The sequence below is a fragment of the Bacillus solitudinis genome (assembly GCF_002797395.1).
Lineage (GTDB): Bacteria > Bacillota > Bacilli > Bacillales > Bacillaceae_D > Halalkalibacter_A > Halalkalibacter_A solitudinis.
Genome location: NZ_KZ454943.1, coordinates 3274626 through 3289134 on the forward strand (window position 1 = coordinate 3274626; position 14509 = coordinate 3289134).

The following is a 14509-nucleotide window of genomic DNA, read 5'->3' on the forward strand; positions in this document are numbered from 1 at the left end:
ATTGCTCGAAAAAGGGGGATTAATTTTGGGAAACGATCGTAAAAAGGACTTAGAATTACAACATCCACATTGGGAAAACCACTGGGGTGATATGGAAAAAATCACTGAATCTCCGAGTGAAGCTGCTAAATTAGCGGTTGAAAAGTTCAAGGAAAGAGGAATAACGAAGGTTCTTGAATTAGGTGGAGGATTAGGACGGGATACAATTTATATAGCTAAACAAGGGTTTCAAGTTTATGTTCTTGAGTATACGGAAAAGGGAATCCAAATAATACGTAACAAAGCACGAGTAGAGGGATTATCAGAATCCATTATCCCAACTCAGCATGATGTTAGAAATCCTCTTCCTTTTGCTGATGATTGGTTTGAAGGTTGCTTTTCTCATATGCTGTATTGTATGGCGTTTACTGATGAAGAACAGGATTTAATATCACATGAGATTAAAAGAGTTTTAAAACCAGGTGGGATGAACATGTATACAGTTAGAAACATAAAAGATCCAATGTATAAAACTGGCATCCATCGAGGTGGAAATATGTATGAGATTGAAGGTTTCATCATAAATTTCTTTGATGAAACCATGATAAGAAAATTATCAAAAGGATTTGAACTACAACATATCATTGAATTTGAAGAAGGAGCACTTCCAAAGAAATTGTATTTTGTGATTCTTAACGCTCAGTAATTTCTTCAAAGAAGGTGTTTAATAACACATCATAAAAAAAGTCGGTTCCTTAAGGTATAGAGGGGTATCGACTTTTTTTAGTGTAAAGAGCGAAGCAGAAATCGGAAACTGTTGGTGTAACCGCAATAAGTAATACTTGCTAAAGCAAGAAAAAAGGAATGTATGAAGTATTGAGCGACTAAAAAATCTTGAAAGTGTTGCATGAGGTATAATAATCCTATAAACCTTTAACAAGCAATTTAACAAATAAAGAATTTAATAGAAATAGGAGATATATTTAATGAATGAAAATAATAAATTTCCACTTATATCCGGGTATCTTTCACTTGATTTAGTGAACACAGAACTAGTAAGACGTGGTCAAAGGGAAGATTTGTTACTTTCGAAAAGAGATGTGTTGGACTGGCTTCATGTGATGAACAAAGGGAATTCTTTTTTTTGTGACAAACTACTCTTCGAATTTGAAGAGAGCACCGATCAGATTTTTGAATCTATCCTTGAAGTGCGGAATGTCTTAAGAGCAAATTATGAGTTAGTAGCAGGAGGGCAGGCTATTCCAAATCAATTTATCGCTTTTTTAGAAAAAAAAATCGAAGCAGCGCCATTTACTTATAAACTGATGAATCAAAAATTAGTTGTTATTCCTGTGGGGGAGGTAAAGGATATTCTAGTCTCATTGATTGCTTTTGATGCTATAAGTTTAATCGCAGAAAATAAGCTTGATTATCTCAAACGATGTGCGAATCTTGACTGCGTACTATTATTTATTGATGAGAGTGGAAGACGTAAATGGTGTTCCATGAAAATATGTGGGAACAGAAACAAAGTAGCACGGTTTCATAGAGGGTCCTGAGAGGGTAGGTATATTCTTTGTCAGGATCCTCAGTATCAATAGCATACATTTGTTGAAATTCTGAACTAACTATTTAAAGTTAGTTCTTTATTTATGCCTTTTTATCTAACCTGAAAATTATATATTTACAGGTTAGTTGAGTTCATGTAAGATAAATGTAAATGAAAGGAGGAAAATAATGGAACAGCCAGCGGTTGCAAAGAAAGAAGAGGTACATTACGTACGCTTTCTATCTAAAATGAAAGGAAAAGGAAGAAGTCCATTACAAGTAAATGTAAAAGACATAATAACAGGCCTTATTGGTGGGTTTTTGACTATTTTGGCTCTAGTTTTTTTAACAAATATAACAGCGGCCGTATGGTTAATGGCTCCCTTTGGTGCGAGTTGTGTCTTGGTATTTGGTGCATGGAACGCTCCGTTATCACAGCCAAGAAATATTATTGGGGGTCATTTTGTCTCAACATTGATAGGATTAGTCACATATCACTTATTTGGTAATGAACCTTGGGCGATTGGTTTAGCTGTCGGTTTAGCGATTGCAATGATGATGATCACAAAAACGACTCATCCTCCAGCCGGGGCAGACCCACTCGTTGTTATGTTGGGCGCGTACAGTTGGAGTTACTTAATTGCCCCAGTCTTAATCGGGTCAATAATTATTGTTTTCTTAGCGCTGATAATCAATAATTTGCGCAATAACCGAGAATATCCAACTTTTTGGATATAAGAATGTTTAGGAGGAGAATAAAATGGAACATTATATTTTTAAACAATTAAGATTTGTTCGGGAACAAACGATTGGTCATGTGGCGGAAATGAATGATGAGAAGTCACTTATTATACCAAAAGGATTTAACAACAATATTAAATGGAATTTGGGACATATTTATATTGCACAAGAAAAGTTCGCCTTTCACTTTATTGGAGAAAAATTAATAATACCGGCCCATTTTCCTGAGTTATTTAGTCCAGGAACAAACCCAAACAATTGGGGGGCGCAAGTGCCATCAATCCATGAATTAATTCAATTGCTTACAAATCAAGTTAATCGGGTTGAGAAAGGATTGGAACTTAGGATGAAAGAAACTGTAGAAGAGCCGTATACAACGTCCATGGGTCTTACATTGTCAACTGTAGAAGAATTCCTAAGCTTTTGCTTATACCACGAAGGCATGCATTTTGATGCGATCAAATCAATCAAACGGTTAATATAAATAAAAAAATTTTTTTAGCAATCGATAGAGCTGTCTCAAAAGCATAAAAGGATTTGGCAATGGCTCCGTGCTACATTACTAAACGGGTATGTCATAAGGTCAAAAACGGATCTAATGACATACCCACTTATTTTTCCACCAACCTCGAGATTAGTAAAGAAAGCATTATTATTTACATAGTAGAAATCACAGGAAAAGTGAGTAATGATGTAGAATATTAACTAGAAATATGAGTTCATTAATGAAGGAGACACAATGTGAGCAAATTCAGTTTATATGGGAGATTCACAGTAAAAGAAGACGACCGTGATACATTAGTAGATATTTTGCTAGAAGCAGCACAATCGATGGAAAATTTAGCTGAATGCGAGATATATCTTGTGAATATTTCTGACACTGAACCTAATTCTGTATTTGTCTATGAAGTGTGGAGCAATGAAGATGCTCATCAAGCATCCTTATCACTTGAATCTACTCAAACGTTAATCAAACGGGCACAGCCAATCATTATGGGAATGGAGAGAATTAGTACCTTGAAACCAATGGGAGGTAAGGGTATTTCCATTAATAATAAGATATAGAGAATTTAAAGAAGTTTTTATCAAGCGAATATTCTTAACAGAAAATAGAGATAGAAAAATGCAACCGGAAGGAATAGAGGGAGAAGACTTTGCGGAAAATGAAGCGTGTGCTAAAAAAAATTCCTCGAAAAAATTTAACAAAAAATTGAATGAAGAGTCTAAAGGAGGAGAATGGTGAATCACATCATTTTATTTGATGGAGTTTGCAATTTCTGTGACCATAGTGTTCAATTTATTATTAAGAGAGACAAAAAGACTGTTTATAAATTTGCATCTTTTCAGAGTGATGCTGGACAAGAGATATTAAGAATGTTCAATATACCTGCTAATATAGACAGTTTTATTCTTATTGAAAATAATAGATGCTACTATAAATCATCAGCAGCATTAAAAATTTGTAAGAATTTAAAGAGTAGTTGGAAGTTACTTTATTGTTTATTAATTATACCAAAGCCAATTCGAGATTACTTCTATGGAATTCTTGCAAAGAATCGATATAAATGGTTTGGCAAGAAAGATAGTTGTACGCTACCGACACCCGAAATAAGAAAACGGTTTTTATAGGTTTAATCATAAAGGAGCGTGGATTGATTAACTAATCAACCCACGCTCCTTTAATGGATCGACTTAGCAGAACTGAGCAAGACCTTAATCTCAAACCTAAGGGACAAACTTCTTCGTCTTTTTTTCGTTACACAAAACCTGCAAAAGGGATGGTTTTTCCCATTGAAACAGGCATCCTCTATAAGTGAAACGAATGATAAGTCGTTTATAGAGGGGGAACTCAAATTGCATTTGAACTGGTAAATACAAAAGCATGGGTGTATTTCTTAGTACCTTGTATTTAGCATATTTGGTGGTAAATAACATTTGATTAAATAAAATTACATAAATTGTAAATATGTAGGAAAACTACTTACTATACAAGTATTTCAGGAGGTCTATATGGTAGGGAGAAATATTAAATTAACCTCAGCGGAAAATAGGGGCATTATGGGCAAGCTATATGCAGGAAAGTTCCACAATTCCTGCTCTTAAATATTTCACGACCAAGGTAGAAGATTTAGAAATAAAAGCTTTAATGGAAAAAGCATTACAAACATCGAAAGAGAATCTAGCTGAATTAGCAGGTGTCTTTCAAAAAGAAGATTACCACGTTCCTGTTGGTTTTTCTGATGAAGATGTAAATGTTAATGCACCAAGGTTGTATTCGGATATTTATATGCTTGTTTATCTAAGGAATATGGGCAAAGCAGGTATTGCTTCAAATGGGCTAGCTTTTTCATTTTTAGCTAGAGAGGATATTAGAAAGTTGTATTTAGGTTATTTAAATGCCTCAACACAAATCCAAGACGATGCAAAGAGTGTGATGCTTTCAAAAGGAGTGTTTGTGCGTCCTCCATACTTATCTTCTCCTCATGAGGTTAGTTATGTGGAAAAGGAAAGTTTTTTAAACGGTTGGATGGGCGAAAGGCGAACGCTTACAGCTGAGGAGATTTCCCATATTTTTATGAACTATGCTAATAACGTTTACGGAAAAGCCCTTTTAATGGGGTTTGCGCAAACAGCTCAAGAAAAAAAAGTGAGAGATTATTTTCTAAGAGGTATTGAGTTGTCCCGAAAAATTGTAGATTCCTTAAAGCTGTTATTTGAAGAGAGCTCCCTTCCTTCACCTACGACTTGGGATACCGAGGTAACGGACGCAACCACTCAAGTTTTTTCTGATAAACTTATGATGTTTCAGGTATTATCTTTAAATTCGCTTTCACTTGGTAATAGATTGAATTAGCTATTTCGTAATAAGGTTCTAGCGGATAGATTAGATGTTGAGATTTGATAATTAGTAGTTCGAAGGAAAAGGCAATCAACTGTCAAGAGGACTATGCTGATTGCCTTGATTGATTGTTCATCAGTTTAGAAGAAGTTAAACAGCTTTAAAATAAGGTACTTTTTAAGTAGAAAAAAGGCAGAATTTAGCGCTACTTAAATAGAATCTGACTCAATATTCACCCGTATTGTCTCCCAATGTCTTTGACGTATTTCGTCCCATTGGTAAACCCTGATCCATTCTCGAACTCTCTTTGCCATTTCTTCTTGTTTGTCTACCCCCGTGTACTGAATCAGCTCCTCTGGACTTACTTTTAAAGGGGAAGCAACGTATATGGAACGAAGCACAGCAGGGTCAGGCAATGTTTTTTCAGCAACAAACTTGAATCCAAATACGGCGCAATCTGCACTACCATAAAAGCGACTAACCCCCATTATTTTGATGCTTGACAGGATTTCATCAGGATAGCTGAAGTGGTGATCTCCTCCACCTTGATAGTTTCCACCAAGCATATTACTCTTTGATCCGTCCTTAAAGGTAAGCCACCAAGAATTGAGAATGTCTCCTGTCCGGGTTGTTACTTCTACAACCGATCCGTGTGTATTAAGGTCAAACACACCTCCATGAGGAGGATTTGAGCTACCTCCATTTTGATCGCCCATGCGCGCAGTATGGGTGACCCCATTCGGTCCGCCCCCTGTTCATATGAAACCTGGCACCCATCAATTCGATCCCACGCCCATACTTCAATTTTGGTAATGGGCTTTGTAGAGGGAGAAGGAAGAGTTATCGGTCCGCTATTATCAGCGGTTCCAACAGCATCGGAGTAGATTTCTCTATCAAGATAGACATTTATAGGGTCGGGATATTTCGTTGGATCAAAATATTCATTAATGTTATTATGAAGGCCCTCAAGGCTTTCCTGCACCTGTTGGAACACTAAATGATCGAGCTTCTCGTCGATGAGCTTTTCAACTTTTTCCTTAATTTCCGACCAGACATCCTGATGCGTGGATGGCCATAAAATATTGGTAAGTGCGCTGAGCACAAAACCAACAGTAGGTATTTGACCAAGGCCAGTGGAGATGATTACTTGTGCAGCATAGTTAAAATCAATCTCGTACTTTAGCTGCTCCGAAATGATTGATTCGACAGCTTCTACTGAGGAGAGGTCCTGAATGAACGAAGAAGAGTTGGTTGCGATTTAGATGATGCCCCACTTTCTATGTTTTTTTATATTGCTTTTTATTTACCTGTTTTGCTCCTCCTTTTATACAATATTTAACATTTTTATTTTATCACAAATTGTGGTAATTGTTGGGGTGATTTTTATAATATTTTAATAATGGTTTGTCCGTCGATAAGGGTTGATTTATCTTATTTATCGTTCCAAATGCTATACTAAACATAGTTATTTTTGAAGGAGGATTCTAATTTGGAGGAAAATGTATTACAACAACAAGTTCAAAAAGAATTACGACATCAGAGATTAAGTAAAAAGAAAGTGATTAAACGAGCATTCTTTATATTTTTGGGTGCAATTTTAATGGCTTTAGGAATTGAAGTTTTCTTAGTTCCTAATATGATTATGGATGGCGGAATTGTTGGAATTTCGATTATTTTATTTAATTTAACTGGAATCAAACTTGGGGTATTTATCTTTGTATTAAACATTCCGTTTTTCTTTTTAGGGTATAAACAGATTGGAAAAACCTTTGCGATTTCTACTATATTTGGAATTACTATTCTCTCTATTACAACAAACTATCTTCACCATGTAGCAGCATTTACACAAGATGTGTTATTAGCAACGGTATTTGGTGGGATTGTGCTGGGTACTGGTGTTGGTATGGTTATTCGCTATGGGGGAGCGCTAGATGGAAGTGAGATACTGGCTATATTATTAAATAAAAAGTTTCCCTTTTCGGTTGGCGAATTTATCATGCTTTTTAATGTTTTTATTTTTGGGTGGGGGGGATTTGTTTTAGGTTGGGATCGAGCGATGTATTCCCTATTAGCTTATGTCATTGCTTTTAAAACGATTGATATTGTTATAGATGGTTTTGATGAATCTAAATCTGCTTGGATTATTAGCGAGAGATACCAAGAAATTGGTGATTCTATATTAGCACGCTTAGGTCGTGGTGTTACATATCTTAACGGAGAAGGCGGCTATTCAGGTGATGATAAAAAAGTTATCTTTTGTATAGTTACTAGACTTGAGGAAGCAAAATTAAAGTCTATTGTGGAGGAAATAGATGAATCAGCATTTTTAGCCGTTGCTGATATCAATGAAGTTCGTGGAGGCAGGTTTAAGAAAAAGGATATCCACTAAAAAATGACTCTCTAGAACCTGAGCTTATAGCTTTGGTTCTTTTTTGAATTTCTAAAACTAACCCATGAAAGAAATGAAATAGAAACCATATATTAATTACAATATATGGTATATTGAGATTATACATAAAAATAAAGGATAAGAGTAGAAGTTGATTTCTTTGAAAATACTCACTTTTGTTAAAAGAATCGTATTTTAAAATAATTATGATAAACTCTCGAATTAGTCTCATACGCACCAGAGGGTCAACCTACTCCAAATTTATTGTTTGGTGCTGTTCATTATTTATTATTAAAAGGAAAAACTCATAAAATAGAAGAATTTTATCCTAGCATTACTCAGCCTACTCCGCGAGAAATTAATAGGTCAATGATTTACTTTAAGGATTTCTGTCAGCAATACACTGACGATATTAAAACGATCCTTGAAACTAAGTTAGTACAGACCAATGAAGCCAGACGGTGTTCATACTTATATCCTGCCTTTTGTTATATTTATAATTTAGCCATTAGCTTTAATCAAAATTGGAACAGTGCAGGCTTGCAACTTTTGTGGGACGAATACAGTTATTCAATATTGATGGAACAGAATACTTTAAAACGATTGGAAAAACGGATGGACATGGACGATGGTTTACTTGGGAAATTTGAATTTAGGTTTCAAAATGAATCGAATATGATTTAGATACTAAAAAATTATAAAAATAGGAGAAGTGATAATAATGAAGGCATTTATTTTTGATATGGATGGAGTCATTATTGACAGTGAGCCACTTCATTTTAAGGTTGATTTAGAAACCTTAGAATTTTTTGGGGTAACACTCACCAAGGATGAACTTGAAAAGTATGTTGGGATGACTAACCCTGAGATGTGGGGGAGAATAAAACAAAAATTTAAAGTAGACCAATCAATTGATGAAATTATTGATTTTCAACTATCCAAAAAGCTTGCAATCCTCGATGAAGTAACGATAGAACCAATCAATGGAATAAGGGACCTTATTGAAGAGATTCAAACGCTCAACATTCCGATTGGTTTGGCTTCTTCATCTCCGAGGGAATTTATTGAGAAGGTTTTATCAAAATTCAATTTAACTCATTATTTTTCTTGCATTATAAGTGGAGAGGAAGTTGAAAAAGGAAAACCTGACCCAGCTGTATATTTGGAGACGGCTCGGCTTTTGGGTGTTGAACCTCAAAGCTGTTATGTACTTGAAGATTCTAGGAATGGTGTCATCGCAGCAAAGGCCGCTGGAATGAGTTGTATTGGATATCAAAATCTAAATTCAGGAAATCAGGATTTGTCCGTAGCTGATCAAATTGTTAAATCAGTAAAGGAAATAACTATAAAAAGTTTTTAGTAGGAATCATGATTTGTTGAAGGAGAGGGGGTTCAAAATGATTAAAGCAGTTCTATTTGATTTAGATGGTACATTGTTAAATAGAGATGAGTCAGTCCAAATAGTTATTGAAAAGCAATATGATAGATTGAGTAGATTTATAGGTCACATTTCAAAAGAGGTGTATGTGACAAGATTCATTGAATTAGATAACCATGGATATGTTTGGAAAGATAAAGTATATCAACAGTTAGTCGTAGAATTCAATGTGACTGAGATAACTTGGGAAGAACTACTTGATGATTATATGCTTGAATTTAAAAATAGCTGTATTCCCTTTCCTAATCTTATTGAGATGTTAGAAGAACTAAGAAGTAGTAACCTCATGCTTGGAATGATTACAAATGGAAAAGGACAATTTCAAATGGATAATATTACGGCATTAGGTATAGAAAAGTATTTTGATACTCTTCTAATATCAGAGTGGGAAGGAATAAAAAAACCTGATCCGAAAATATTTGAAAAGGCTTTAGAAGCTCTTAATGTTTTACCTTACGAAAGCTTATTTGTTGGTGACCATCCAGAAAATGATGTGAAAGCTGCTCAAAATATAGGGTTGAAAGGAATTTGGAAGAAGAATCAACAATGGAACAGTGTTGACGCTTATTTTATTGTTGATGATTTGGCGGAATTGCCTTCAATTATTGGTAAGTTAAGAAAATAACCTATTAATACTTATTAGTTAAAATATCTCTTAGAGCCAAAAAACTTAGAGAAAATAATAGAAGGAGTTGTTAAAGGTATGGTAGATATGTCCAGTGAAAGTAATGTGGATAAAAAATTTGAAGAAGAAATGATGTGGCGGATTGTACCTCGAATTGCCACGATGGAAATTCCAGTAACTAATTTAGAGCGATCGATGTCTTGGTACTGTAAGGTCTTAGGGGTAAAAGGGTCCATCGAGATGAACAAACAGCAATGCTCCAACTTCAAGGAGAAAGTATGGTTGGTGTTCCGACCCTCTATCTTGTAAAGGGGGTGTGTCATAAGGTCAATAACAGACCTTATGACACACCCCCTATTTAATCGTTTATTTGTTTTCGTTATGAACAAGCTTCACTAGCATATGTGAAAGCATATGCTGCTCGTCTTTGTTACCGGCTTTCCATAGTTCGTATAATAGTTTTTCTTCACGATTTTTTGGTTCTACATGGGATGCTAGATAGTCAGCAGTTTTTTGAGCTGCACGTGCCATTTGTTCTTCATTCATTCCTAATCTATCTGCGGTCGCTACTTTTTTCCCTAAATATCCTTTGAAGCTTTCGAAGTTAGATAGGATATCCTCTTTTTTGTCCGATGACATATCCGCAAGATGCTCGTTCACTTTACTGCCAATCTTACTGTCATTTGTTTTGTGTTCCATTCTCACTCAGCTCCTTTTGAAAATTTGGTTACAGTAGATGTGTTCCCTTTTTTCACTCGGGTAAACATGTGAACTTTCGTAAGTTGTATGAAATTTTGTCACGAATGGGATGATGGTAAATAGATTTGCATAGTATGAATGTCATTAGTATAAAGTAATTGTATTAAAAGTAGGGAGTAAGAGAATAGATATAACAATGATAAACAATCCAACTGTACGGAGGGTACGTCTGCTACCTTGTATAAAGTGGGATTATTTATGTTTTGCTAAATGACTGTTGTTACGTTGTTAGAAATTCAATGTCTGCGAGAGATAGATGTTCAAAAATCTATAGAATGAGGAAAAAAGGATTCGGATTATTGAAAAAGCTAAAGAGGATGTAAAAGAGGCGATAAAAATTGCTGAATCAACCAATAAACAAACTGTTGCTCACTTAATTACAAACATGTATGAAAAGCTGCCTTTTAATTTGATAGAACAATTAAAAATAGAAAAAGAAGAATAGAAAAAGATAAGCCCAAGTAACAAAAGTTTTGTCACTTGGGCTTATCTTTTCTACACAAAGAACTGTTTAATGTCAAACTATTTATAGATGTTGGCGAGAAAGTTGTTCAATTACTGAAACCGTCTCATCCCTGTTTTTGTGAAGTGAGGTAAAGCTGTTTAAAGTACTCTCGCTCGAGCTTATACAGTTGTCGTCGAACGGCATCCCAGTCTTCGTTTGTCAAAGCCGTTCGGCGAAGATTGTGTGCAATATCGGAAATCTGTTCCCATTTAACCTTTTCCTCTTCTTGCAATTTGCATTTAAGTGTGTAAATCTTATCCTCCATTTCCTGTGTTGAATCGTCCCAGGAAAAATAGACATTCTCTGGCTCTAATTCTTCAGAGAGAATATGCTTAATAAAATACACGTGTTTTCGTGGGCCAATGATTGAAATATCCGTTGCATGCAAAGTGATTTCAACATTTTGACCTTCTGCTGTTACGGTTATGTATTTCATCTCTTTTGCAATTTTTCGGTTAAATATTCTTTCTAGCACAGAAGAGAGCGTATTAAAGCATGTCCAGATAAATTTATTGGGTGAGTGAACATCCCCCTGCAAATTGTGTCCCTTTAAAATGTCTTTCAGTTCTTCCAATACATCTTGGTATTTCCCTTTCCTGATCATAATCGCGAATTGTGTTTGTTCGTGCATTTTTAAAAATTGCGGAATTTTAATGAGGGGAATAATAATCAAAAGCAACGAAGATAAAACTCCCAGCGTAAGGGCATAGAGGTATCCCATTGCGATCTCACTAGCTATCGATTTATCTTCTCTCTGATTTTCCATTCTCGTGGATAGATAACCCACAACGAGAGGTAAAATAATGAATATTGAAATCGATATAATCCGAACGAGGGTGTCATCATCAGGAAGGAAGGGAATAAACACCTCCGCTAAATCAGGAAAAAGTACAGACATAAAGACATATAACCAATAAAGAGATAATAACCCCATTAAGCCAACCTTTGAATTATCTCGTGAAGGGATTCTACCGAAAAAAGTTAAAGTTGCCATACTGAATACTTTACTGAGAAGTCTTGCAAAGCCTGTGAAAATGATTTTGAAATATGGCATTCTATATCACCTTTTTCGATTAGTAAAGTGGAGAAATTAAAAATTATCCTTCCTCTTTTTTTCCGACAAGGGTTTCTTTTCGTTTGAACCAACGAAATGCAAAATAGCTTGCTAAGGTCACTCCAATAACACTGACTATAAGCCACTGAGCATTTTGCAACCACGTTGTCGCCTTTTCAAGGTCCCCGAGAGTCCCGAGATAAAACAGTAACAGGGAAACAGGAAAAAACCCTAAAAATGTAAAGAAACCAAAAGAGAGGGGACGAATTTTACTGAATCCAGCTATGTAAGCAATATACCCCATCCCGAGTATTCTACCTACAGCGATCATCCATACTCCGTAATCTTCTATCCAGCTTTCTACTTTTCTTACTTTCCTCTTAGGTAGTTTTTTTCTAAGAAATGGTTCATATTTTATACTCAGCCAGTAGGGAATAAAGCTTAAAGAAACATAAACAATAGAACTCCCAATTGCGAGCATAAGCATTTTAGGCAAGCTCGGATCTAAGATATAACCGTATACAAGAACAAATAATGCAGCGGGAAAAGGAATCGATATGGCTTCAATGCCAACTCCGATAAACAAACCTATCCAACCTAAATTTTTCAACAAGTCCAGTATAAACTCAATCATTTGTCCCCACCACCTTGTTTGCCTCATCGTTGTATACATTAGATACCCTGATTCCTCTACTTGAAACAGCACCACATTGAAATGGAGCAAGTAAATTTATACATCCTATTAAGTCTTCAGATTCCATGCTAATATTAATGCTTTTAAAATTCAATTTGGTTTTTGTTAACATTATATAATCTACTTCTTAGAGGAGTTTTTAACTGTCTTTTGTGCTTTTTCAGAAGATAGTAAGTCAGTAATAAAACAGTAATAAAAAAAATTATATTTTTTTCTATTACCTCACTCATACTATTCAGGGGAAGATTGCCAAAAAAAATTACAATTAATTCCTAAATAGAGGCTTAAAGACTTATTTTTTTACTTAATATGTAATTTAATAGGCCTTTTAGTGTTACTTTTTCCATTTGTTTCTTTAATCTAATAAATTTTTGAAAATATCTTCATTGAAAACAGGAAAAATTTCTCATGAGAGCGTTCCTTATTTTTAGTAATATGTATTTATTAGTAAATATATTGGTGAATAAGTTAATAAATATGTTTATTAATATTTGTGTAAGCGGTTTATATTGGAACTGATACACGTATAGAGGGGGGCTAGAAACTAGTGATGGGATTATCAACTTTGATTTTCAAGCAAGTAAATGCATTTTAAGGTATAAATCAATTTCTTGACAATTGAGGAAGCTGAAAACTTTAGAAACAAGGGGGAAAAAAAATGAAAAACAGATTGAGATTTTTGTTGTCGTTTACTTTATTTATTATTCTTTTAGCTGGTTGTAGTGGTGGAAATGAAAATACGATTCAGTTTTGGACACCGTTAACAGGGGATGATGGTGCCTATATGGATCAGCTTGTGAAAGACTACAATGCAACAGAACCTGAATTTGAAGTAAATCATGTTATCACATCTGATATGTATACGAAATTATATACAGTCTTGAATTCAGGTAATGGTATTCCTGATCTCGCAATTATCCATGCTGATCGTGTCCCTAATTTTGTTAAACAAAATTTATTAGAGCCGATGACTGAGGTTATGGCTGCACAACCTGAATTAAATGCCGAGAATTACTTAGCTGAAGCATGGAATTCAGGTAACGTCGATGGTTCACAGTATACGATTCCGTTAGATATTCATGGAAGTGCTATGTATTTTAATAGAGACTTGCTTGCTAAATATGGAGTAGAACACTTTTTGGACGATGATGTCGTTACTTTCGATGAGATGTTATCTTTACAAGGTCAACTTGATGAGGGACAATACGTTCTTAATGACGCGTTATTAAGTTGGGTAATTTTTGCACAGATTCAAAACTTAGGCGGTGATATCCAAGATGAAAATGGAGTTCCTGCTGTCGATACCCCTGTAATGAAACAAGCGATTGAAGCTGTTAAAGAACTTAAAGACGCTGGTTTAATGACTCCTTATGGTGAAGATGGTTACTTAATGTTCCAATCTGGTGATGTAATATTTTCAACAGATGGAACTTGGAGTTCATTAGGCCATGCAGGTGTTGAAAGCTTGGACTTTGGTGTAACAAATGTTTACGCTTTTGAGCCTGATACGTTCCATAACAGGGCTTCTTCCCACTTGTTCGCTATGTTAAATAATGAAGATAGAACAGATGAGAAAGAAGCAGGGGTTGGTGAATTTTTAGAATTTATCCGTCAACATTCTCTTGAATGGGCAGAAGCTGGTCAAATTGTAGCAAGTGTCGATGTTATTGAAAGTCCCGAATATGACAATTTTATGCAGTCTTTCTTTACTTCTAGTGAAAAACAAACGGAGTCTTTATACATTTACACATATGAACACTATCCATATATTGCAGAAGCATTGGATAGTTATGTAGCAGATATGGTTCATGGTGAAATTGAGATTGATGAAGGCTTAGCGGAAATGCAACGCTTTGTAGAAGATAAAGTATCTGAAGGCGCGTTAGATATAGAGAACGTGGTAACCGAAGAAGAGGGAGAATAGATAATAAAAAGTAA

17 protein-coding genes and 1 pseudogene are annotated in these 14509 nt (G+C 35.0%); 13 read left to right on the forward strand and 5 right to left on the reverse strand.

Annotated features, from left to right (window positions below):
- Window positions 1-25: 25 nt before the first annotated feature.
- The 7 genes from CEF19_RS16060 to CEF19_RS16090 all read left to right on the forward strand — a co-directional run bounded on the left by CEF19_RS16060 (window position 26) and on the right by CEF19_RS16090 (window position 5122).
- Window positions 26-685 carry a class I SAM-dependent methyltransferase gene (locus tag CEF19_RS16060; protein WP_198510300.1) on the forward strand — a complete coding sequence of 220 codons (660 nt, stop codon included), beginning with the start codon at window positions 26-28 and terminating at the stop codon, window positions 683-685.
- Between the two features lie 280 nt (window positions 686-965).
- Window positions 966-1538: a CGNR zinc finger domain-containing protein gene (locus tag CEF19_RS16065; RefSeq protein ID WP_100406984.1), complete on the forward strand. Its 573-nt coding sequence runs from the start codon at window positions 966-968 to the stop codon at window positions 1536-1538.
- 178 nt (window positions 1539-1716) lie between these two features.
- On the forward strand, window positions 1717-2265 hold the full coding sequence (locus CEF19_RS16070; RefSeq protein WP_100406985.1) for an HPP family protein: 549 nt from the start codon (window positions 1717-1719) through the stop codon (window positions 2263-2265).
- A gap of 22 nt (window positions 2266-2287) precedes the next feature.
- Window positions 2288-2752, forward strand: a complete 465-nt coding sequence (locus CEF19_RS16075; protein ID WP_100406986.1) for a DinB family protein — start codon at window positions 2288-2290, stop codon at window positions 2750-2752.
- Window positions 2753-3009: 257 nt separating this feature from the next.
- On the forward strand, window positions 3010-3333 hold the full coding sequence (locus CEF19_RS16080) for a putative quinol monooxygenase (protein ID WP_100406987.1): 324 nt from the start codon (window positions 3010-3012) through the stop codon (window positions 3331-3333).
- 171 nt (window positions 3334-3504) lie between these two features.
- A complete protein-coding gene (locus CEF19_RS16085) occupies window positions 3505-3897 on the forward strand; it encodes a thiol-disulfide oxidoreductase DCC family protein (protein WP_198510301.1) in 393 nt (130 codons plus the stop codon).
- 418 nt (window positions 3898-4315) lie between these two features.
- Window positions 4316-5122: a DUF3231 family protein gene (locus CEF19_RS16090; RefSeq protein ID WP_227522103.1), complete on the forward strand. Its 807-nt coding sequence runs from the start codon at window positions 4316-4318 to the stop codon at window positions 5120-5122.
- 194 nt (window positions 5123-5316) lie between these two features.
- Here CEF19_RS16090 and CEF19_RS16095 read toward each other — a convergent pair whose 3' ends face one another.
- Window positions 5317-5778, reverse strand: coding sequence for a hypothetical protein (locus CEF19_RS16095; RefSeq protein WP_100406990.1), 462 nt, complete (start codon window positions 5776-5778; stop codon window positions 5317-5319).
- Window positions 5745-6365, reverse strand: a complete 621-nt coding sequence (locus tag CEF19_RS24295; protein WP_100406991.1) for an insecticidal delta-endotoxin Cry8Ea1 family protein — start codon at window positions 6363-6365, stop codon at window positions 5745-5747. The genes CEF19_RS16095 and CEF19_RS24295 overlap by 34 nt, the downstream gene beginning before the upstream one ends.
- 231 nt (window positions 6366-6596) lie before the next feature.
- Between CEF19_RS24295 and CEF19_RS16105 the strand changes: the two genes are divergently transcribed.
- The 5 genes and pseudogenes from CEF19_RS16105 (at window position 6597) to CEF19_RS16125 (ending at window position 9868) form a co-directional block, all read left to right on the forward strand.
- On the forward strand, window positions 6597-7496 hold the full coding sequence (locus tag CEF19_RS16105; protein WP_100406992.1) for a YitT family protein: 900 nt from the start codon (window positions 6597-6599) through the stop codon (window positions 7494-7496).
- A 231-nt stretch (window positions 7497-7727) separates the two neighbouring features.
- Window positions 7728-8180 (forward strand): annotated as a pseudogene (locus CEF19_RS16110) (DUF2332 family protein); the annotation flags it as partial.
- Window positions 8181-8217: 37 nt separating this feature from the next.
- The gene (locus CEF19_RS16115; RefSeq protein WP_100406994.1) at window positions 8218-8856 is read left to right on the forward strand and encodes an HAD family hydrolase; all 639 of its coding nucleotides are present in this window, start codon (window positions 8218-8220) and stop codon (window positions 8854-8856) included.
- Between the two features lie 37 nt (window positions 8857-8893).
- Entirely contained in the window at window positions 8894-9559 is a 666-nt protein-coding gene (locus tag CEF19_RS16120; RefSeq protein WP_100406995.1) for an HAD family hydrolase, read from the forward strand.
- A gap of 78 nt (window positions 9560-9637) precedes the next feature.
- Window positions 9638-9868: a VOC family protein gene (locus CEF19_RS16125; RefSeq protein ID WP_100406996.1), complete on the forward strand. Its 231-nt coding sequence runs from the start codon at window positions 9638-9640 to the stop codon at window positions 9866-9868.
- Between the two features lie 57 nt (window positions 9869-9925).
- Here the strand turns inward: CEF19_RS16125 and CEF19_RS16130 are convergent, their stop codons facing one another.
- The 3 genes from CEF19_RS16130 to CEF19_RS16140 all read right to left on the reverse strand — a co-directional run bounded on the left by CEF19_RS16130 (window position 9926) and on the right by CEF19_RS16140 (window position 12511).
- Window positions 9926-10258 (reverse strand): DUF3243 domain-containing protein, encoded by a 333-nt coding sequence (locus CEF19_RS16130; RefSeq protein WP_100406997.1) that lies wholly within the window; start codon window positions 10256-10258, stop codon window positions 9926-9928.
- 629 nt (window positions 10259-10887) lie between these two features.
- Window positions 10888-11877, reverse strand: coding sequence for a hypothetical protein (locus CEF19_RS16135; protein ID WP_100406998.1), 990 nt, complete (start codon window positions 11875-11877; stop codon window positions 10888-10890).
- 43 nt (window positions 11878-11920) lie between these two features.
- The gene (locus CEF19_RS16140) at window positions 11921-12511 is read right to left on the reverse strand and encodes a DedA family protein (RefSeq protein WP_157800978.1); all 591 of its coding nucleotides are present in this window, start codon (window positions 12509-12511) and stop codon (window positions 11921-11923) included.
- A gap of 718 nt (window positions 12512-13229) precedes the next feature.
- On the opposite strand from CEF19_RS16140, the gene CEF19_RS16145 reads away from it, so the two are divergent.
- Window positions 13230-14495 carry an extracellular solute-binding protein gene (locus tag CEF19_RS16145; RefSeq protein WP_100407000.1) on the forward strand — a complete coding sequence of 422 codons (1266 nt, stop codon included), beginning with the start codon at window positions 13230-13232 and terminating at the stop codon, window positions 14493-14495.
- Window positions 14496-14509 lie beyond the last annotated feature (14 nt).